The organism is Frigoribacterium sp. ME-P-080, assembly GCF_030209595.1.
Classification (GTDB): Bacteria; Actinomycetota; Actinomycetes; order Actinomycetales; family Microbacteriaceae; genus Frigoribacterium.
The window spans coordinates 327,125-347,467 of record NZ_JARVRR010000004.1; the positions used below are offsets into that span (position 1 = coordinate 327,125).

General features: G+C 69.5%; 15 protein-coding genes, 1 tRNA gene and 1 pseudogene. 3 read left to right on the forward strand and 14 right to left on the reverse strand.

The genetic code is table 11. From position 1 onward, the window contains the following. Window positions 1–313 precede the first annotated feature (313 nt). Entirely contained in the window at window positions 314–2,986 is a 2,673-nt protein-coding gene (polA, locus tag QRN23_RS10125) for a DNA polymerase I (protein WP_285063490.1), read from the reverse strand. Between the two features lie 186 nt (window positions 2,987–3,172). On the opposite strand from polA, the gene QRN23_RS10130 reads away from it, so the two are divergent. Further along, the gene (locus tag QRN23_RS10130) at window positions 3,173–3,526 is read left to right on the forward strand and encodes a PaaI family thioesterase (protein WP_249408402.1); all 354 of its coding nucleotides are present in this window, start codon (window positions 3,173–3,175) and stop codon (window positions 3,524–3,526) included. A gap of 58 nt (window positions 3,527–3,584) precedes the next feature. Here QRN23_RS10130 and QRN23_RS10135 read toward each other — a convergent pair whose 3' ends face one another. Beyond that, complete coding sequence (locus QRN23_RS10135; RefSeq protein WP_043592796.1) at window positions 3,585–4,190, reverse strand: ANTAR domain-containing response regulator; 606 nt, start codon at window positions 4,188–4,190, stop codon at window positions 3,585–3,587. Between the two features lie 39 nt (window positions 4,191–4,229). Between QRN23_RS10135 and QRN23_RS10140 the strand changes: the two genes are divergently transcribed. Continuing rightward, window positions 4,230–4,315, forward strand: a tRNA-Leu gene (locus QRN23_RS10140). Window positions 4,316–4,607: 292 nt separating this feature from the next. Then, window positions 4,608–4,811 carry a cold-shock protein gene (locus tag QRN23_RS10145; RefSeq protein ID WP_043592793.1) on the forward strand — a complete coding sequence of 68 codons (204 nt, stop codon included), beginning with the start codon at window positions 4,608–4,610 and terminating at the stop codon, window positions 4,809–4,811. 124 nt (window positions 4,812–4,935) lie between these two features. Here the strand turns inward: QRN23_RS10145 and QRN23_RS10150 are convergent, their stop codons facing one another. From QRN23_RS10150 to hisI, 12 genes and pseudogenes are all read right to left on the reverse strand, one after another. After that, window positions 4,936–5,562: a hypothetical protein gene (locus QRN23_RS10150; RefSeq protein WP_285063491.1), complete on the reverse strand. Its 627-nt coding sequence runs from the start codon at window positions 5,560–5,562 to the stop codon at window positions 4,936–4,938. A gap of 85 nt (window positions 5,563–5,647) precedes the next feature. Further along, entirely contained in the window at window positions 5,648–7,096 is a 1,449-nt protein-coding gene (pyk, locus tag QRN23_RS10155; RefSeq protein ID WP_056045267.1) for a pyruvate kinase, read from the reverse strand. A gap of 78 nt (window positions 7,097–7,174) precedes the next feature. Continuing rightward, a complete protein-coding gene (locus tag QRN23_RS10160) occupies window positions 7,175–8,632 on the reverse strand; it encodes a glutamate synthase subunit beta (protein WP_123570084.1) in 1,458 nt (485 codons plus the stop codon). Continuing rightward, complete coding sequence (gene gltB / locus QRN23_RS10165; RefSeq protein WP_285063492.1) at window positions 8,625–13,202, reverse strand: glutamate synthase large subunit; 4,578 nt, start codon at window positions 13,200–13,202, stop codon at window positions 8,625–8,627. Before gltB ends, QRN23_RS10160 begins: the two co-directional genes overlap by 8 nt. A gap of 288 nt (window positions 13,203–13,490) precedes the next feature. Beyond that, window positions 13,491–14,492, reverse strand: a complete 1,002-nt coding sequence (gene lgt / locus QRN23_RS10170; RefSeq protein WP_233568323.1) for a prolipoprotein diacylglyceryl transferase — start codon at window positions 14,490–14,492, stop codon at window positions 13,491–13,493. Window positions 14,493–14,578: 86 nt separating this feature from the next. Beyond that, window positions 14,579–15,394, reverse strand: coding sequence for a tryptophan synthase subunit alpha (trpA, locus tag QRN23_RS10175; RefSeq protein ID WP_056045280.1), 816 nt, complete (start codon window positions 15,392–15,394; stop codon window positions 14,579–14,581). Continuing rightward, entirely contained in the window at window positions 15,391–16,599 is a 1,209-nt protein-coding gene (trpB, locus tag QRN23_RS10180; RefSeq protein WP_285063493.1) for a tryptophan synthase subunit beta, read from the reverse strand. The genes trpA and trpB overlap by 4 nt, the downstream gene beginning before the upstream one ends. A gap of 2 nt (window positions 16,600–16,601) precedes the next feature. Continuing rightward, entirely contained in the window at window positions 16,602–17,375 is a 774-nt protein-coding gene (gene trpC, locus QRN23_RS10185) for an indole-3-glycerol phosphate synthase TrpC (RefSeq protein WP_123570085.1), read from the reverse strand. Next, window positions 17,376–17,591: pseudogene (locus QRN23_RS10190) on the reverse strand (DUF6704 family protein); the annotation flags it as partial. Between the two features lie 144 nt (window positions 17,592–17,735). Further along, window positions 17,736–18,380, reverse strand: coding sequence for a Trp biosynthesis-associated membrane protein (locus tag QRN23_RS10195; RefSeq protein WP_123570086.1), 645 nt, complete (start codon window positions 18,378–18,380; stop codon window positions 17,736–17,738). After that, window positions 18,380–19,912: an anthranilate synthase component I gene (locus tag QRN23_RS10200; RefSeq protein ID WP_369794370.1), complete on the reverse strand. Its 1,533-nt coding sequence runs from the start codon at window positions 19,910–19,912 to the stop codon at window positions 18,380–18,382. Before QRN23_RS10200 ends, QRN23_RS10195 begins: the two co-directional genes overlap by 1 nt. Beyond that, the gene (gene hisI / locus QRN23_RS10205) at window positions 19,905–20,321 is read right to left on the reverse strand and encodes a phosphoribosyl-AMP cyclohydrolase (protein WP_054146066.1); all 417 of its coding nucleotides are present in this window, start codon (window positions 20,319–20,321) and stop codon (window positions 19,905–19,907) included. The genes QRN23_RS10200 and hisI overlap by 8 nt, the downstream gene beginning before the upstream one ends. Window positions 20,322–20,343 lie beyond the last annotated feature (22 nt).

The window sequence follows — 20,343 nt, forward strand, 5'->3', positions numbered from 1 at the left end:
GCTTATATAAGTCCGTTTGTGTGGCCCGGTCAAGTCTGTACCGCGTGTCGTGTCCGTTTGTGCCCGAGTGGGGCGTCGATTGGCTGCCCGATGGGCAACCGATGCCCGATGAACGGGCAGCACGTGCCCGAGCGGGGCCGCTCGGGCCGGTCGTAGGACCCCGGGGGCAGGAGGCGCGCGCAGAAGGGCAGGACGGACCGTCTCGGCGACGTACGACGTGCTACGTGCTACGTGCTACGTGCTACGTGCTACGTGCGACGTCGCCGAGACGGACCTCGGGTCCGTGGCCGTTCGGCGCCGCGGCGCCCGGGGCTCAGTGGGCCGCTGCGTCCCAACTCTCGCCGAGGCCGACGCTGACGTCGAGCGGCACGCGCAGGTCGGCCGCCCCGCTCATGCGCCGACGCACGATCTCGCGCACGTCGTCGACCTCGCCCGGTGCGACCTCGACGATGAGTTCGTCGTGCACCTGCAGCAGCACGCGCGACCCCATCTCTCGCTCGTCGAGTTCGGATCGGACACCGAGCATCGCGATCTTCATGATGTCGGCGGCCGAGCCCTGGATCGGGGCGTTCAGGGCGGCCCGCTCGGCGTTCTCGCGCAGGACGCGGTTCGGGGACTTGAGGTCGGCGAAGGGGCGGCGCCGACCGTAGATGGTCTCGGTGTAGCCGTCTTCGCGCGCCTGCTCGACGACGTTGCGGAGGTACTCCCGTACGGCACCGAACCGGGCGAAGTAGTCGGTCATGAGCTGGCGTGCCTCGGCGGTCTCGATGCGCAGCTGCTTCGACAGGCCGAAGGCGCTGAGCCCGTAGGCGAGGCCGTAGGACATGGCCTTGACCTTCGTGCGCATGGCCGGGCTGACGTCGGCGGGTTCGACCCCGAAGATGCGGGCACCGACGAACCGGTGCAGGTCTTCGCCCTCGTTGAACGCCTGGATCAGCCCCTCGTCGCCCGAGAGGTGCGCCATGATGCGCATCTCGATCTGCGAGTAGTCGGCCGTGAGGAGCGTCTCGTAATCGGGACCGTGCACGAACGCGGCGCGGATCTCGCGACCGACGGCGGCCTTGACCGGGATGTTCTGGAGGTTGGGGTCGACGGACGAGATGCGCCCGGTCGTCGTGCCCGTCTGGTCGTACGTCGTGTGGATGCGCGCGTCGTCGGCGATCGACTTCTCGAGGGTCTCGATGATCTGGCGCAGCTTCGTCGCGTCACGGTGCTTCAGGAGCAGGTCGAGGAAGGGGTGCGGGTGCTTCTCCTGCAGATCGGCCAGGGAGGCGGCGTCGGTCGAGAAGCCCGTCTTGGTCGCTCGGGTCTTGGGCATCTGGAGTTGCTCGAACAGCACCTCTTGCAGCTGCTTGGGTGAGCCGAGGTTGACCTCGCGTCCGATCTCGGCGAACGCCGCCGCGGCCAGTTCGCCGGCCTGTTCACCCAGACGGAGCGAGAGCGCCTTGAGCGTGTCGCGGTCGGCGGCGACACCGGTGAGTTCCATGTCTCCGAGCACCGGCACCAGGGGCAGCTCGATCTCGGTGAGCACCCGACGGGAGCCCTCGTCGAGGGCGGCAACCAACGACTCGGACAATCGGAGGACGTACCAGGCCTCGGAGGCCACGTTGACGTCGTCGTCCGCCGACACGAGCTGGTTGGGATCGCCGACGGGCAGCGTTTCTCCCAGTTGCTCGTAGACGAGGTCGGACAGGGCGAACGAGGTGCGGCCCGGGCGCAGCAGCCAGGCGGCGATCCGCGGGTCGCCGGCGATGCCCGTCAGCGTGAGGCCGGCCCGCGACAGCGCCTTGTAGGCGCGCTTCGCGTCGTGGACCACCTTGGGCGTGGCGTCGTCGAGCCAGGCTTCGAGGGCCACGTAGTCGCCGCGACCCGCGGCCCAGGGCACGTACGCCGACTCGTCGAGGGACGAGATGCCGAGCCCGACGATGCCGTCCGTGCCGTACTCGACCGTGAGGCCGACGGGCTTCTCGGGGTCGGACGCGTGCTTCTTCAGCCAGAAGGCCAGTTCTTCGTCGATGAGGGTCCGGACGACGGGGAGGCCTTCGGGGGCCGCCGTCACCGCTGTCTCACCCGCGTTCGCGGCGGAGGGTTCGGTCGATCCCGACAGGGCCAGGACGCGCTCGAGCAGGGTGCGGAACTGCAGTTTGTCGAAGAGCTCTCGGACGGCCGCCTCGTCGATCGCCCGGCGCTCGAGGTCACCCGGCCCCACCGGGAGCTCGACGTCGGTCACCAGCCGGTTGAGCCGGCGGTTGCGGATGGCGTTCTCTTTCTGCTCGCGGAGCTTCTGCCCGACGACGCCCTTGATCTCGTCCGCGCGAGCGATGATCTCGTCGAGACCCCCGTAGAGGTTGATCCACTTGACGGCGGTCTTCTCCCCCACCTTGTCGATGCCGATGAGGTTGTCGCTCGTCTCGCCGACGAGAGCGGCGACCTCGGGGTACTGGTGGGGTTCGATGCCGTATCGCTCGAAGACCTTGTCGCGGTCGTACCGGGTGAGTTCGCTCACGCCGCGGGCCGAGGGATAGAGGAGGGTGACGTCGTCGTTGACCATCTGGATGGCGTCGCGATCGCCGGAGACCACCAGGACCCGGTACCCGTCGTCACGACCGCGGCTCGCCAGGGTCGCGAGGATGTCGTCGGCCTCGAAGTCCTCTTTGGTGATCGTGGTGATGCCCATGGCGTGCAACGCCTCTTGGAGAAGCGGTATCTGGCCCACGAACTCGGGCGGGGTCTCGGACCGCGTGCCCTTGTACTCGGGGTACTCGCGGGTGCGGAAGGAGAAGCGAGAGATGTCGAAGGCGACGGCCAGGTGCGTCGGTTTCTCGGCCTTGAGCAGGCTGAGCAGCATCGAGATGAAGCCGTGGATGGCGTTGGTGTGCTGACCTTCGCGGTTCACGAAACTGTCGACCGGGAGGGCGTAGAAGGCCCGGAACGCCAGGGAATGGCCGTCGATGACCAGGAGGGTAGGCTTCGTGTCGTCCGTCACCACGTCAGCCTAGCGGGCACCCCCGACACCGTCGCCGGGCGCCCCGGTCCGATCCACCGGAGAACCATGAGCACTCCGTCCGCCGTCCCGAACGACGCCGAGAGGACCGTCTCGTCGGACGCGTCCCTGAGCGACGCCGCCGCCGAGTTGTTCCGCCGACGGGGTGTCGGTGCCCTGGCCGAGAAGATGGGCATCGTGATCGACGAGATGAGCGCCGAGCGTGCCGTGGGTCGGATGCCCGTCGACGGAAACACCCAGCCCGTCGGCATCCTGCACGGCGGCGCACACGTCGTCCTGGCCGAGACCCTCGGGTCGGTGGCGGCCAACGTGCACGCGGGAGCCGGACGCGTCGCGATGGGCATCGAACTGAACGCGAGCCACAGCCGGTCGGCGGCGACCGGATGGGTGACGGGCACCTGCACGGCCCTTCATCTCGGTTCCACCCTCACGACGCATCAGGTCGTCATGACCGACGATCGCGGTCGTCTGTTGTCGACGGTCCGCATCACGAACTTCCTCACGGACGCCCGCGACCGGTAGGCCGACGAAAGAAGGCCCACCCCGATCGTCGGGGTGGGCCTTCTCTCGTCGCGGACGACTACTTCTTGGCGCTCAACTGTTCGATGATCGCCTGGGCCACGTCGTGCATCGTCAGGCGGCGGTCCATGGACGCCTTCTGGATCCATCGGAAGGCCTCGGGTTCGGTGAGCCCCATCTTCTCGTTGAGGAGCCCCTTCGCCCGGTCGACGAGCTTGCGGGTCTCGAAGCGCTCGACCAGGTCGGCGACCTCGGCCTCGAGGGTGATGATCTGTGCGTACCGCGAGAGGGCGATCTCGATCGCGGGCAGCAGGTCGTTGGGGGTGAAGGGTTTCACGACGTAGGCGAGGGCGCCTGCCTCGCTCGCCCGCTCGACGAGCTCCTTCTGGCTGAACGCGGTCAGGAGGACGACCGGCGCGATGTGCGCCTTCGAGAGCCGCTCGGCGGCGGAGATGCCGTCCAGTTGGGGCATCTTGACGTCCATGATGACGAGGTCGGGGCGCAACTCGGTGGCGAGGGCGACGGCGGTCTCGCCGTCCCCGGCCTCTCCCACCACCTCGAAACCGTTGTCGCGGAGGATCTCGACGATGTCGAGGCGGATGAGGGACTCATCTTCGGCCACGACGACGCGACGGGGTGCTGCTGGGGTTGCTTCCTGGTCACTCACGACGTGAAGCCTACGGTATTGTCGACCTGGTTGTTGTGCGCCGGATTGGCGGAATGGCAGACGCGGAGCACTCAAAATGCTCTGTCCGTGAGGGCGTGTGGGTTCGAGTCCCACATCCGGCACCAGCCCCGGCGCGAAGCCGACCGACGAGATGTGGCTCTCCTTGCCTCGTCCGGTCATCGGGCCGACACGCCGACACGAGTTCTGCTCAGAGGGTGTGTTCGTGGGCATCCGTGCACTACGCTGATGGAACTGGTTGTTGTGTTACGCATTTGTATCTCGCGACGTGCCGAAGGCCTCCTCTCACCGAGAGGGGTTCCGACGGTGGCGTCGTTCTCAGAGGGAGCGGACAAAAAGGCACCGCGACGAGCGATCTCGAAATCGAGATCGACAACTCTGATTGAAGGAACAAGAAAAATGGCAACAGGCACCGTTAAGTGGTTCAACTCCGAAAAGGGCTTCGGCTTCATCACCCCCGACGACGGAACCACTGACGTCTTCGCGCACTTCTCCGCGATCGCCGGCGACGGCTACCGCAACCTGGAAGAGAACCAGAAGGTCGAGTTCGACACGGCTCAGGGCAACAAGGGCCTCCAGGCCGAGAACATCCGCGTCATCTGACTCGGTGGCGTCCTCGTGACGCCGTCAGTCGGCGGGCTCGCCCGCCACTGAACCGAAAGCCCCGATCCGCTCCGGCGGGTCGGGGCTTTCTCCGTTCCCGTCTCGGGTGGGAGGGTCGGCCATCTCACGGCAGGGGAAAGCCGAGGAGGCGCGCCACCGGCTCGTAGTCCCGGCTCGCAGTCCGGTAGGCGCTCTCCCATTCGGCGATCCGTGCTCCGGCCTGCCTCGGGTCGGTGAACCGGTCGTCTTCGCCGCCACCGGCGACGAGTGCTTCCCGCGCCTCGCGGTATCGGCTGGTCAAGGTCGCCCAGAGGACCAGTTCGTCCCCGGTGGAGTCCTCGGGCGCCGCCCGGGCGACGTCCCACGGCACCTCGACGGCAGGCAGAGGTCCTTCCGGTGGACTCGGCGCCGCGGTCCCACGAGCCTGGTCACCCGCACCCTCCTGGAAGATCGTCCGGGTGCCGATCGCCAGCACGGCCCCGACCGCAGCGCCGAGGACGAAGATCAGCGAGAGGGCCCAGAGGCCGTCGACCCGCCACACCGTCGCCGCCACTCCCCCGAGGAACGAGCCGCCCACGAGGGCACCGAGAGTTGCCCACCGGCCCACCCCCGCGCCTCCTCGGCTGGTCTCTCGGATCTCGGGGCCGAGGCTGCGACGAGTCTCGACCACACCGTGACCGCTCCAGGACGGCACCACGTACAAGCGGGCCTCGAACTCGAAGCACGAGGGATGACGGGCGTCCACGGACATGCCGTGAGCGTACGCCCCGCCGACACGACGAAGCCGGGACGATCCGAGGGGATCGCCCCGGCTTCGCCAGGGGTGTCGCGGTGCGTCAGGGCTGCGACGCGTAGGCCGGAGCGGCCTCCCCGTGGGCGTCACCCACGCGGTGCACCCGGAGATCGTTCGTCGAGCCCGCGATCCCGGGAGGGGACCCGGCGATCACGATGACCTTGTCGCCCGATTCGGCGAGGTCGTTGCCGAGCAGGATGTCGTCCACCTGCGCGAACATGGCGTCGGTGTGCGTGACGGTCTCGACCAGGTAGGACTGGACGCCCCAGCTGATCGCCATGCGGCGTCGGATCGCCTCGTTGGGTGTGAAGGCCAGGATGGGGATCGAGTGACGCAGGCGCGACATGCGACGCACCGAGTCACCCGATTCGGTGAAGACGCAGAGGAACTTCGCCTGGACGAAGTCGGCGACGTCGGCCGCTGCCAGGGTGATGGCGCCGCCCTGCGTGCGCGGACGCGTGCCGAGCGGAGGGATGCGCTCGAGCCCGTGCTCTTCGGTGGAGGCCACGATGCGCGCCATGGTCTGCACCGTGATGACCGGGTACTCGCCGACGCTCGTCTCGCCCGAGAGCATGACCGCGTCGGTGCCGTCGAGGACGGCGTTGGCGACGTCCGAGGTCTCGGCGCGGGTCGGGATCGGGCTCGAGATCATGGACTCGAGCATCTGGGTGGCGACGATGACCGGCTTCGCCATGCGACGCGAGAGCTCGACCGCGTGCTTCTGCACGATGGGCACGGCCTCGAGGGGCAACTCGACGCCCAGGTCGCCACGGGCGACCATGATGCCGTCGAACGCGTCGATGATGGCCTCGAGGTTGTCGACGGCCTGGGGCTTCTCGATCTTCGCGTAGACGGGGACCTTGCGGCCCTCTTCGGCCATGATCTCGTGCACGCGCACGACGTCGTCCGCGTCGCGCACGAACGACAGGGCGATCAGGTCGGCGCCGAGTCGGAGACCCCAGCGGAGGTCGGCCTCGTCCTTGTCGGAGAGGGCGGGCACGTTGACCGCCACGCCGGGGAGGTTGATGCCCTTGTTGTTCGACACCGTGCCGGCGACGACGACCTCGGTCGTGACGACGGTGCCGTCGGTCTCGAGGACGCGGAGCTTGACGCGGCCGTCGTCGATCAGGAGCGGGTCTCCCGCCGTGACGTCGTCGGGGAGGCCCTTGAACGTTGTGCCGCAGATCTCCTTGGAACCCAGGATGTCGTCCGTGGTGATCTTGAACACGTCGCCGACCTCGAGGTCGTGCGGACCGTCGGCGAACTTGCCGAGGCGGATCTTGGGGCCCTGCAGGTCGACGAGGACCGCGACGGCGCGGCCCGAGTCGGCCGACGCCTGGCGGACGTTCGCATAGACGCCTTCGTGGACGTCGTAGCTGCCGTGGCTGAGGTTCATGCGGGCGACGTCGACGCCGGCGTCGATGATCGCCCGGATGTCGTCGTAGCTCGACGTCGCCGGCCCGAGGGTGGCGACGATCTTTGCGCGTCTCATGTGTTCCGTTCGTGTGGGGGGAAAGGGGGTGGGACGACTACAGCCCGACTCCCACCCTATTCCCGTCGGATGGCCGGATCAGACCGAGATGGACCGATCGGTGGGCTTCACCGGGAAGGGCAGCACGGTCTGGCCCTCGAGGTAGGCGTCGACGGCGGAGGCCGTGGCGCGGCCCTCGGCGATCGCCCAGACGATGAGCGACTGCCCGCGCCCGGCGTCACCGGTCACGAAGACGCCTGGTTCGCCCGTCTCGTAGGTGGCACCGCGCTCGAGGGAGCCGCCACCGTCGAAGGTGAGCCGCAGCTGCTCCTCGATGGTGTCGCGCTCGGGTCCGGTGAAGCCGAGCGCGAGCAGGACGAGGTCGGCGGGGACCTCGCGCTCGGTGCCCGCCTTGGGGACCCGTCGACCGTCGACGTACTCGGTCTCGGCGACGCGGATGGCCCGCACCTCGCCGACCTCGTTGGTCAGGAACTCGACCGTCGACGCGAGGTAGACCCGCTCGCCGCCTTCTTCGTGGGCGCTCGACACCTCGAACAGCGTGGGGAACATCGGCCACGGCTGTGCCTCGGGGCGTTCTTCCGGGGGCTGCTGGCCGATCGCGAGGTTGGTCACCGAGAGGGCACCCTGCCGGTGGGCGGTACCGATGCAGTCCGCACCGGTGTCGCCGCCGCCCAGCACGACGACGTGCTTGCCCTCGGCCGTGATCTGGTCGGCCACCGTGTCGCCCGCTCCGGCCCTGTTCTGCTGCACGAGGTAGTCCATGGCGAAGTGGATGCCGGACAGGTCGCGTCCCGGGATCGGCAGATCACGGGGAACCGTCGCGCCCGTCGCGACGACCACGGCGTCGTAGCGGGCCCGGAGGTCGTCCCAGGCGATGTCCCGACCGATCTCGACCCGGGCGCGGAAACGCGTGCCCTCGGCCTGCATCTGGGCGATGCGCTGCTCGATCTGCTTCTTCTCCATCTTGAAGTCGGGGATGCCGTAACGCAGCAGGCCACCGATGCGGTCCTCGCGCTCGTAGACGGCGACCGTGTGGCCGGCACGCGTGAGCTGCTGGGCGGCGGCCAGCCCGGCGGGGCCGGAACCGACGACGGCGACCGTCTTGCCCGTCAGGCGCTCGGGCGGGTGCGGGGTGACCCATCCGTTGGCGAACGCCTGGTCGATGATCGAGACCTCGACCTGCTTGATCGTCACCGGGGGCTGGTTGATGCCCAGGACGCAGGAGGACTCGCACGGCGCGGGGCAGAGACGACCGGTGAACTCCGGGAAGTTGTTGGTCGCGTGCAGGCGCTCGACGGCCTGACGGCCCTCTCCACGCCACATGAGGTCGTTCCACTCGGGGATCAGGTTGCCGAGCGGGCAGCCCTGGTGGCAGAACGGGACGCCGCAGTCCATGCAACGGCCCGCCTGACGTCGGAGCTCGCCGCTCTCCTGCTGCTCGTAGACCTCTTTCCAGTCCATGAGCCGGACCGACACGGGTCGGCGCTTGGGCAGCTCGCGGGTCTGCGTCTTCAGGAAGCCTTTGGGGTCAGCCACCGGTCACCTCCAGGATTCTCTTCCATGCTTCGTCGCCATCGGGGTCGAGACCCTCGTCGACGGCCGTCTGCCGGGTGGCGAGGACGGCGGCGTAGTCGCGGGGCAGCACCTTCACGAACTCGGCCACCGTGGCGTCGAGGTCGTCGAGCATGTGCTCCGCCACGGGTGACCCGGTCTCGGCGAGGTGCCGGCGCAACAGGTCGGTCAGGATCTCGACGTCGGCGCTGCCGAGGGGGTGGAGTTCGAGTTCACCCGAAGCGAGCGCCTCGGCGTTGACCCGTTCGGGCTTGAGCCGGTGCACGTAGGCCGTCCCTCCGGACATGCCTGCTCCGAGGTTGCGGCCCGTGTCGCCGAGGATGACGGCGAGACCGCCCGTCATGTACTCGAGCGCGTGGTCGCCCACGCCCTCCGCGACCGCGCTGGCCCCCGAGTTGCGGACCAGGAAGCGCTCCCCCACGATGCCCCGCAGGAACATGCTGCCCTGGGTCGCGCCGTAGCCGATGACGTTGCCGGCGATGACGTTCTCCTCGGCGGCGAAGGCGCTGCCGCGGGGCGGACGCACCACGACGTTGCCGCCGGAGAGGCCCTTGCCCACGTAGTCGTTGCTGTCGCCCTCGAGGCGCAGGGTGATGCCGGCGGGCAGGAACGCACCGAGCGACTGACCGGCCGAACCACTGAGGTTGATCTCGATGCTGCCGTCGGGCAGGCCGTGCTCACCGTGTCGCAGGGTGACCTCGTGCCCGAGCATGGTGCCGACCGCCCGCTCGGTGTTGCGGATCGGGAGCGTGATCTCGACGTGCCCACCGTTCTCGAGCACGTCGGCACTGCGCTCGATCAGCTGCACGTCGAAGTGCTCGTCGAGGCCGTGGTCCTGCGAGGTGCGGTTGCGTCGGGGCTCGTCGTCGGAGAACGTCGGACCGACCAGCACCGGGGCGAGGTCGAGACCCGAGGCCTTCCAGTGGTCGACGGCGCGGTCGACGTCGAGGACGTCCGTCCGGCCGATGGCCTCGTCGAGACTGCGGAAGCCCAGCGCGGCGAGGTACTCGCGCACCTCCTGCGCCAGGAACTCGAAGAAGTTGACGACGAACTCCGGCTTGCCGGAGAAGCGGGCACGGAGCTCGGGGTTCTGGGTAGCGACACCGACCGGGCAGGTGTCGAGGTGGCAGACCCTCATCATGATGCAGCCCTCGACGATCAACGGCGCCGTGGCGAAGCCGAACTCCTCGCCGCCGAGCAGGGCGGCGATGAGGACGTCGCGGCCGGTCTTCATCTGACCGTCGACCTGGACGACGACACGCTCGCGCATCCCGTTCAGCATGAGGGTCTGCTGGGTCTCGGCCAGGCCGATCTCCCAGGGCGTGCCCGCGTGCTTGAGCGAGTTCAACGGGCTCGCGCCGGTGCCCCCGTCGTGGCCGGACACGAGCACGACGTCGGCCAGGGCCTTCGTGACCCCTGCCGCGACCGCGCCGATGCCGGACTGGCTCACGAGCTTGACGTGGACGCGGGCCTTGGGGTTGGCGCGCTTGACGTCGAAGATCAGCTGCTTGAGGTCCTCGATCGAGTAGATGTCGTGGTGCGGCGGCGGCGAGATGAGACCGACGCCGGCCGTCGCGTGACGCGTTCGTGCCACCCAGGGGTAGACCTTCGTCGGCGGGAGCTGACCGCCCTCGCCCGGCTTGGCGCCCTGGGCCATCTTGAGCTGGATGTCGGTGGCGTGCGTGAGGTACATGCTGGTGACCCCGAAGCGCCCGGAGGCCACCTGTTTCACGGCGCTGCGGCGCTCGGGGTCGAGGAGGCGGTCGACGTCCTCTCCGCCCTCGCCGGTGTTGGATTTGCCGCCGAGGCGGTTCATCGCGATGGCGAGGGTCTCGTGCGCCTCCTGCGAGATCGAGCCGTAGCTCATCGCCCCCGTCGAGAACCGCTTCACGATCGACTCGATGGGCTCGACCTCGTCGAGCGGGACGGCCGGGCGGACGCCGTGCTTGAGCCGGAACAGCCCGCGCAGCGTCATCAGCTGCTCGGCCTGGTCGTCGACGAGCTTGGTGTACTCGCGGAAGATGTCGTAGCGGCGGGTGCGCGTGGCGTGCTGCAGCCGGAACACGGTGTCGGGGTTGAAGAGGTGCCGGGGACCCTCGCGGCGCCACTGGTACTCGCCGCCCGTGGCCAGCCGCTCGTGCGCGATGACGGAGCCGTCGCTGGGGTAAGCGCTCGTGTGTCGCTGCTTGTTCTCGGCCGCGATGACGTCGATCCCCACGCCTCCGAGCATCGACGAGGTACCGGTGAAGTACGTGTCGACGAACTCCTGGCTGAGGCCCACGGCCTCGAACGCCTGCGCCGCGGCGTAGCTCGACACCGTCGAGATGCCCATCTTCGACATGATCTTGAGCACGCCCTTGCCGAGAGCCTTGATCAGGTTGTGCACGGCGTCCTCGGGGCTCAGCCCGGTGATCATCCCGGCCCTCACGAGGTTCTCGCAGGTCTCCATCGCGAGGTACGGGTTGACCGCGGACGCGCCGTAGCCGATCAGCGTGGCCACGTGGTGCACCTCGCGCACGTCACCGGCCTCGACGATCAGGCCGACCTTCATGCGGTTCTCGGTGCGGATCAGGTGGTGGTGCACCGCGGCGATCATGAGCAGCGACGGCACCGGGGCGAAGTCGGCGTTCGAGTCGCGGTCGGAGAGGACGATGAACTCCGCACCGGCCTCGATCGCGTCGTCCACCTCGTTGCACATGGCGGCGATGCGCTTCTCGAGTGCCCGCGGGCCCTTGTCGGCGCGGTACAGCCCGCGGATGGTCGACGTCTTGCGGGAGCCGGGGCTCGGGTCGATGTGCTGGATCTTGGCGAGCTCGTCGTTGTCGATGACGGGGAAGTCCAGGATCACCTGGCGGGCGTGCTCGGGGGTCGCGGCGAGCAGGTTGCGCTCGGGACCGAGACCCAGCTTGAGCGACGTGACCACCGACTCGCGGATGGAGTCGAGCGGAGGGTTCGTCACCTGGGCGAACTGCTGCGTGAAGTAGTCGAACAGGAGGCGCGGGCGCTCGGACAGGACGGCGATCGGCGTGTCGCTTCCCATGGCGCCCAGGGGCTCCGCCCCGGTCTTCGCCATGGGCGTCAACAGGATGCGGACCTCTTCTTCGGTGTACCCGAAGGTGCGCTGACGGCGGGTGACCGACGCCGGGGTGTGCACGATGTGCTCGCGTTCGGGCAGCTCCGAGAGGTGGATGCGCCCCTCGGCGAGCCACTCGCCGTAGGGCGCGGCCGTGGCGAGGTCGCGTTTGATCTCGTCGTCCTCGATGATGCGGCCGGCCTCGGTGTCGACCAGGAACATCTTGCCGGGGCGGAGCCGTCCCTTGCGGACCACCTTGGCGGGGTCGACGTCGATGACGCCGATCTCGCTCGCGAGGACCACGAGGCCGTCGTCGGTGACGAGGTAGCGGCCCGGCCGCAGGCCGTTGCGGTCGAGGGTGGCGCCGACGTGCGTGCCGTCGGTGAACGTGATGGCCGCGGGGCCGTCCCACGCCTCCATGAGCATCGAGTGGTACTCGTAGAAGTCGCGCAGGGTGGGGTCGATGTCGACCTGGTTCTCCCACGCCTCGGGGACCATCATCATGACCGCGTGCGGCAGGGACCGGCCGGTCAGGCTGAGCAACTCGACGACCTCGTCGAACGACGCCGAGTCGCTCGCCCCGGGGCTGACGATGGGGAGGATGGGCTTCAGGTCGCCGATGAGCTCGTTCTCGAGCTGGGACTGCCGGGCACGCATCCAGTTGCGGTTGCCCCGGACCGTGTTGATCTCGCCGTTGTGGGCGATCATGCGGAACGGCTGTGCCAGCGGCCACGACGGGAACGTGTTCGTCGAGTAGCGCGAGTGCACGATCGCGAGTTTCGAGGCGAAGCGCTCGTCGCTCAGGTCGGGGTAGAACGGCTCGAGCTGAAGTGTGGTGACCATGCCCTTGTAGACCATGGTCCGGCTGCCCAGAGAGGTGAAGTAGGCCGAGAGTTTGCGCTCGGCACGCTTGCGCAGCCGGAACGCCTGGCGGTCGAGCGCGACGCCGGCGAGCGGGACGCCGTCGGCGTCGTGGTGCCTGCTGGCGACGAAGAGCTGCTCGAAGGCGGGCATCGCGTTGCGCGCCAACGTGCCGAGTTCTTCGGGGCGCACGGGGACCTCGCGCCAGCCGAGGACGTCGAAGTGCTCGAGGTCGGCGATGCGCTCGATGCCCGTCTTCAGCTCGGAGCGCTCCTGCTCGTCGAGGGGCAGGTAGGCGATGCCCACCGCGTACTGGCCGGCCGGCGGCAGGTCGAAGTCGACCTCGTGGCGCAGGAACTCGTCGGGCACCTGGCAGAGGATGCCCGCACCGTCCCCGGTGCCGGCGTCGGAACCCACGGCACCTCGGTGCTCGAGGTTCCGGAGGGCCCGCAGGGCGGTGTCGACGATGTCGTGACCGGGGGTTCCACGGAGGGTCGCCACCATGGCGAGGCCACAGGCGTCCTTCTCGTTGCGCGGGTCGTAGAGGCCGCTGGCCTCGGGGACCGTGCTGAACTGCTGGTGTGCTGGCGTGAGAGCCATGGAATCCGTCCTCACGAAGAGATCCGACAGGGGGCGGGACGACGTCGGCCCGAGGTGCCTGACGGGGCCGGCTTCTGTGGGCGGCCCCGACTCGGCGGGAGAGGTCGGCTCGTGGCGACCGTGGGCGTGCACGCCGGCGGGAGGGGCCGACTGCGCTCGATCTTACGAGGCGCGGGTGCGTGCACGGGACCGTGTCGCGGGCGGATCGTTCGCACCGGGATGGGGTGGAGGGGATCGGGCGCCACGACGGTGGGGCGCCGGGCCCGCGGTCGTCGTGGAGTGGACGACCTAGGGACGCGGTGAGCGATCGGTGTTGTCGTCCGATGCTCCGACGGTGACCAACTCGGGTTCGTCGTTCTCCGTGTACGTGCCGTCAGAGTCTACAGCAGCCGCCCGCTCGCTCGGCGCACGGCCGGGCACGTAGGGGCCGGGGACCGTGCCGGTGTGGCGGCGGGAGGCGAGGACGAAGAGGACGATCCCGAGGACGATGGCGAAGAAGCTCATCCAGACGTTGGTGCGGATGCCGAAGAAGAGCAGGCTGGGATCGGTGCGGATCGACTCGAACCAGGCCCGTCCGATGCCGTACCAGACCAGGTAGAAGGCCAACGACCGACCCCACTGCATGGGGGCCTTCTTCTCGAGGAGCACGAGGATCGCGACGCCGGCGAGCATCCAGACGATCTCGTAGAGGAAGGTCGGGTGGAAGAGCGTGCCCTCGGGCAGGCCGGTGGGGTAGGCGGCGTTCGTGGACTCGATCTCGAGGCCCCAGGGCAGGTCGGTCGGCATGCCGAAGAGCTCGTGGTTGAACCAGTTGCCGAGGCGTCCGAAGGCCTGCGCGACGAGCAGGCCGGGGGCGAGGGCGTCGGCGAAGACCGTGAACCGGAGACCGGTGAAGCGGCAACCGAGCCAGACGCCGACGGCACCCAACAGCAGGGCGCCGTAGATGGCGAGGCCGCCCTCCCACACGAAGAGGACGTGGATGTACTGGTCGGGCGAGGAGAAGTAGTCCGCCGGGTGGGTGATGACGTGGAACAGGCGTCCCCCCGCGATGCCGAACACCACGGCCCAGATGGCCACGTCGATGACGATGCCCTTCTCCGCCCCCTGCCGGTTCAGACGGTGGTTCGTGATGACCACCGCTGCGACGATGCCGACGAGGATGCAGATCGCGTAGGCGTGGATCCGCAGCGAGCCGGGCAACGACGCCCCGAAGGTCGAGTTCAACCAGGCGGTGACGTCGAAGTACTGCCAGGCGGCCGACGGGCTCGGGATGCTCAAGGGAACGAACACGGGCGTGATGCCTTTCGGAGGGGGTGCGGAGCGTCGGTCACCCGACGGGTGACGACTCTAGCGCGAGGGCGTCGGACCCGAGGGGGTCAGGAGGCGGAGGGGGCCGCGCCGGACGACAGGTCGGCGGAGACCTCGGCGAGGCGTTCGACCCCGCCGTCGGCGAGGGCACGGACGAAGGCCGAACCGATGATGGCACCGTCGGCGTAGTCGAGCACCTCGCGGACCTGCTGGGCCGTAGAGATGCCGAGACCGACGCAGGCGTTCTCGACGCCCACCTCGCGGAGTCGGGCGACGAGGGTGCTCGCCGCCGCGTCGACGTCGGTTCGGGCTCCTGTGATGCCCATCGTCGAGACGGTGTAGACGAAGCCGCGACTACTGGCCACGGCCTGCCGGAGGCGCGAGTCGCTGGACGACGGAGCGGCCAGGAACACCCGGTCGAGGTCGGCGGCCTCGGCCGCGGACATCCACGCGTCGGCCTCGTCGGGGATGAGGTCGGGGGTGATGAGCCCGGCACCGCCCGCGGCCGCGAGGTCGTCGGCGAACCGCTGGACGCCGTACTGCTCGACCGGGTTCCAGTAGGTCATCGGGATGACCGGGGCGTCGACGCGGGAGGTGATCTCACGGATCGCCGTGAAGACGTCGCGCACGCGGAACCCCTCGGCCAGGGACCGCTGTGTGGCTGCCTGGATGACCGGGCCGTCCATCACGGGGTCGGAGTACGGGATGCCGAGTTCGATGACGTCGATGCCGTTCTCGGCCATCGCCACCGCGGCCTCGATGCTGGTGTCGAGATCGGGGAACCCGACCGGCAGGTATCCGACGACGGCGCCGCTCCCGGCGTCTCGCCGGGCCCGGATCGCGTCGCCGACCTTGCTCGTCCCGGCGGGGACTGCGGCGGTCACAGCTGCTGTGCCTTCTCGTCGAGGACGCCGAAGTACCGGCTCGCGGTCGAGACGTCCTTGTCGCCACGGCCGCTGAGCGAGACCAGGATCGTCCAGTCGGGGTGCTCCAGACCGAGCTTGATCGTGCCCGCCAGGGCGTGTGCCGACTCGATCGCGGGCATGATGCCCTCGGTCTGCGAGAGCAGTCGGAAGGCCTGCATCGCCTCGTCGTCGGTGATCGGCTGGTACTCGGCCCGGCCCGACTCGGACAACCAGGCGTGCTCCGGGCCGACGCTCGGGTAGTCGAGGCCCGCGGAGATGGAGTGGCTCTCGAGCGTCTGACCGTCTTCGTCCTGCATGAGGTACGACTTGGTGCCCTGGAGGTTGCCGATGCGGCCGAGGGTGATCGACGCCGCGTGACGGCCCGTCTCGACGCCGTCCCCGCCGGCCTCGAAGCCGAACAACCACACCGAGGGGTCGTCGAGGAACGCGTGGAAGATGCCCATGGCGTTCGAGCCGCCGCCGACGCAGGCCGTCACGGCGTCGGGCAGTGCTCCGGTCAGGTCGAGGACCTGCTGGCGGGCCTCTTCGCCGATGATCTTGTGGAAGTCGCGCACCATGGCCGGGAACGGGTGCGGACCGGCGACCGTGCCCAGCACGTAGTGCGTGGTGTCGACGCTGGAGACCCAGTCGCGCATGGCGTCGTTGATGGCGTCCTTGAGGGTGCGGGAGCCCGTCGTGACCGAGACGACTTCGGCTCCGAGCAGGCGCATCCGCGCGACGTTGAGCGCCTGGCGCTCGGTGTCGACCTGCCCCATGTACACGACGCACTCCATGCCGAAGAGGGCGGCGGCGGTGGCCGTCGCGACGCCGTGCTGACCGGCTCCGGTCTCGGCGATCAGGCGAGTCTTGCCGAGCTTTCGGGCCAGCAGCGCCTGTCCGAGCACGTTGTTGATCTTGTGGGACCCCGTGTGGTTGAGGTCTTCACGCTTGAGGATGATGCGGGCACCACCGGCGTGCTGGGCGAACCTCGGAACCTCGGTGATGATCGACGGCCGGCCCGTGTAGGTGGCGTGGAGAGCCGTCAGCTCGGCGGCGAACTCGGGGTCGACGGCCGCGGCCTTGTAGGCCGCGTCGAGCTCGTCGAGGGCGGCCACCAGGGACTCGGGGACGAAGCGACCCCCGAACGAACCGAAATACGGACCTGTCTCGTCGCGCAGTGCCATGGTCAGACCTCCAGGAAGCGGGTGATGGCGTCGGCGGGGTCGCCGTGGGTCACGAGGGCTTCGCCCACGAGCACGACGTCGGCACCGGAGCGACGGTAGTGGGCGACGTCGTCGGGCGACGAGACCGCCGACTCGGCGACGCGGGTGACGCCCGTCGGGATCGAGTGCGACAGGCGACCGAAGAGGTCCCTGTCGAGTTCGAAGGTCGTGAGGTCGCGGGCGTTGACGCCGAGGACGGTGGCACCGGCGTCGAGGCCGCGCGACACCTCGTCGGCGGAGTGCGCCTCGATGAGTGCGGTCATGCCCAGTTGCCTCACGAGGTCGTGCAATTCGAGGAGGCGAGGCTGTTCGAGCCCGGCGACGATCAGCAGCACGAGATCGGCACCGGCCGCCCGGGCCTCGAACACCTGGTACGGGTCGGCGATGAAGTCCTTGCGGAGGACGGGCACGTCGACTGCGGTGCGAACGGCCTCGAGGTCGGCGAGGGAGCCCTTGAACTTCCGGCCCTCGGTGAGGACGCTGATCGCGCTCGCTCCCCCGGCCGCGTAGGAGCGGGCCAGAGACGCCGGGTCGGCGATGGTCGAGAGGTGGCCCCGTGACGGGCTGGCGCGCTTCACCTCGGCGATGACCTTGACACGGTCGCCGGGGGCGAGGGCGGTGCGGGCGTCGAGTGCGGGCTCACGAGAGAGCGCCGCTGCCTCGACGGCGGCGAACGGGAGGGACTCGCGGCGTGCTGCGGCGTCGGCCACGGCACCCGCGTAGAGGTCGTCGAGCACCTAGTTGTGGGCCTTCGGCACGTAGCGGTGACCACCGACGCCGTAACCGGCCTTCTTGAGCACGAGACCGACGATCAGTCCGACGACGACCAGGCCGGCCGACGCCCAGACGATCCACGGGACGTCGAGGAAGAAGGCCAGCGTGCCGATGGCGAAGCCGACCAGCATGATGACGACGGCGGTCCAGGCGGCGGGCGAGTTGCCGTGCCCGAGGTCGTCGGCCGTCTCGGTGTCGCGGCCCTTCGAGCCGGAGTCGACCTTCGCGGGGGCGTTCGCGAGGGGCGCGTCGCCACCGGACGGGGTGCTCGTCGTGTTCGTGCTCACAGTGCTCCTTGGATCAGGTCGGTACGAGGGCTGAGTCTACCGGGTACGACCCGGCTCGGTGGGGCCCGACCCGCCCCCGTCGAGGTGCGCCGGGTCGTCGGTGGGATCGTCGCCGCCCGACAGCGCGTCCCAGGCGGCCGCCGGATCGGCCGAGGGATCCGTGGCGACCAGTCGCGTGGCGGAGTACTTGCGGGTGGCCTGGGGCCAGGCGCCCGCGAGGAGCACGGTGGCGACTCCGAGGAGCGCGGCGAGGACGCCGGCCACGAGCCCGAGCCAGGGCCAGGCCGTGGGCTCGACCGAGGAGACGATGGCCCGGATCGAGTCGGTGCCGTCGACGCCCGTGGCGGTCGTCACGGCGCTCCCCGAGGCGCGCACGGGGTCGGCCAGGGCGGTCGACGTCGTGACGACCACGCTGACGCCCAGTGCCACCTGGAGAACCCCCAGGACGACGCGGAAGACGCGGCCGGCGATCGTGAGCGCCCCGAAGAGCGCCAGGCTGGCCAGCGACAGGGCGGACAACGGCGCACCGGCGACGTCACCGGCGACGTCGAGCGGGAGGTCTCCGCCCTGGGGGGAGGCGACGACGACGTGGAACCAGTCCTGCGTCCAGGACAGCAGGGCGAGTCCCGCGAGCAGGATGCCCCCGAGGATCGTCGTGAGCTTCAGGCGACGAGCGGGCATCAGCGGAGCCGTGCCATGGCGTTCGCGACCGCGACGGCACGCAAGGGGGCCGCGGCCTTGTTGCGTGCCTCCTGGTTCTCGGCGACCGGGTCGCTGTCGGCGACGAGACCGGCACCCGCCTGCACGCGGGCCACGCCGTCCTGCAACAGGACGGTGCGGATCGCGATCGCGACGTCGGCCGAGCCGGCGAAGTCGAAGTAGCCGACCACTCCCCCGTAGACGCCCCGCTGGGCGGGCTCGAGCTCGTCGATGATCTCGAGGGCCCGGGGCTTGGGAGCACCCGACAACGTGCCGGCCGGGAAGGTGGCACGGAACGCGTCGATGGCGTCCTTGCCGGGAGCGAGGTCGCCCTCGACGCTCGAGACGAGGTGCATGATGTGGCTGAACCGTTCGACCTGCATGAACTCGGTGACCTCGACGGTTCCCGGCGTGCACACCTTGAGCAGGTCGTTGCGGGCGAGGTCGACCAGCATGAGGTGCTCGGCGCGTTCTTTCTCGTCCGAGGCGAGTTCGTCGGCGAAGCGCTGGTCCTCGTCGGGCGAGGCTCCGCGGGGCTTCGACCCGGCGATGGGATGCGTGTAGGCCCGCCGGCCGTCGACCTTGACCAGCGCCTCGGGCGACGAGCCCACGATCGTGTACGGCCGGCCCTGCACGTCGTCGAGGGTCACCAGGTACATGTACGGGCTCGGGTTGAGCGTCCGCAGCACCCGGTAGACGTCGAGCGGCTCGGCCGTGACCTCGTGGTCGAAGCGCTGGGAGACGACGACCTGGAAGACGTCGCCGTCGTGGATGAACTGCTTCGACCGCCGGATCGCATGCGCGTACTCGTCGTCGGTCGAACGCCGGGTCGGCGTGGCCTCGATCGTCAGGTCGACGTCGGACAGGAACGCCTCGCTCGGGGCTGCGAGTCGGGATTGGAGGTCGTCGAGTCGGGACTGAGCGTCGGCCCACAGGACGTCGGGCTCGTCGGTTCCGTCGTTCAACGCGGTGGCGACGAGCAGGACGGCACCCGTGCGGTGGTCGAGGGCCACGAGCTCGGACACGAAGCTGAGCGCCTGGGAGGGCACCGTGAACTCGGCCGGCGGCGCGTCGGGAAGGTGTTCGAGCTCGCGCACGGCCTCCCAGCCGATGAACCCGACGAGGCCACCGGTGAGGGGCGGCATGCCGTCGATGCGCGGGGTCGCCCACCGGTGGTGCAGGGCGGAGAGCACCTCGAGGGGACGGCCGACGGCATCGCCCAGCGCCCGATCGCGGTCGATGCCGTAGTCGATCCAGCGGGCCTCGCCGTCGTCGGTCGTGAGCACGCCGAACGACGAGACGCCGACGAAGGACCACCGGGACCAGATGCCGCCCTGGGCAGCCGACTCGAGGAGGAAGCTGCCGGGCCTGCCGTCGGCGAGCTTGCGGTACACCCCCACGGGCGTCTCGCCGTCGGCGAACAAGTCGCGGACGACCGGAACGACCCGGTGCCCGGCCAGCCGCTCGTCGAACTGGGCCCGGGTCGTCGAGGTGCGGATCGGGGCGTCAGCCACGGAGGCCTCCGGTGGGGTCGGTGTCGCCGGACGGCAGGGACGAGGAGGCGGTGGCCGGCTCGAGCGGGTCGACCTCGAAACAGGAGTGCGAGCCCGTGTGGCAGGCGGCGCCGATCTGTTCGACCGTGACGAGCAGCACGTCGTCGTCGCAGTCGAGGGCGGCGGCGCGGACGAACTGCGCGTGACCGGACGTGTCGCCCTTCCGCCAGTACTCCTGTCGAGAGCGGGACCAGAAGGTGACGCGCCCCTCGGTGAGGGTGCGGCGGAGCGCCTCGGCGTCCATCCACCCCATCATGAGCACGTCTTTCGTGCCCTCTTGTTGGATGATGGCGGGCAGCAGGCCCGACGCGTCGAACCGGGCACGGGCGACGACGGGCTCGACCGTCTCACGCGTCAGCTGGTCGGTCATGGTGTGCTCCTCGATGCGATGC

Coding starts and splice junctions, on each gene's coding strand:
- QRN23_RS10145 (WP_043592793.1), top strand. CDS start 4,608: ATGGCAACAGGCACCGTTAAGTGGTTCAACTCCGAAAAGGGCTTCGGC.
- trpB (WP_285063493.1), bottom strand. CDS start 16,599: ATGGCACTGCGCGACGAGACAGGTCCGTATTTCGGTTCGTTCGGGGGT.
- QRN23_RS10130 (WP_249408402.1), top strand. CDS start 3,173: ATGGGCATCGTGATCGACGAGATGAGCGCCGAGCGTGCCGTGGGTCGG.
- QRN23_RS10195 (WP_123570086.1), bottom strand. CDS start 18,380: ATGCCCGCTCGTCGCCTGAAGCTCACGACGATCCTCGGGGGCATCCTG.
- pyk (WP_056045267.1), bottom strand. CDS start 7,096: ATGAGACGCGCAAAGATCGTCGCCACCCTCGGGCCGGCGACGTCGAGC.
- hisI (WP_054146066.1), bottom strand. CDS start 20,321: ATGACCGACCAGCTGACGCGTGAGACGGTCGAGCCCGTCGTCGCCCGT.
- QRN23_RS10150 (WP_285063491.1), bottom strand. CDS start 5,562: ATGTCCGTGGACGCCCGTCATCCCTCGTGCTTCGAGTTCGAGGCCCGC.
- gltB (WP_285063492.1), bottom strand. CDS start 13,202: ATGGCTCTCACGCCAGCACACCAGCAGTTCAGCACGGTCCCCGAGGCC.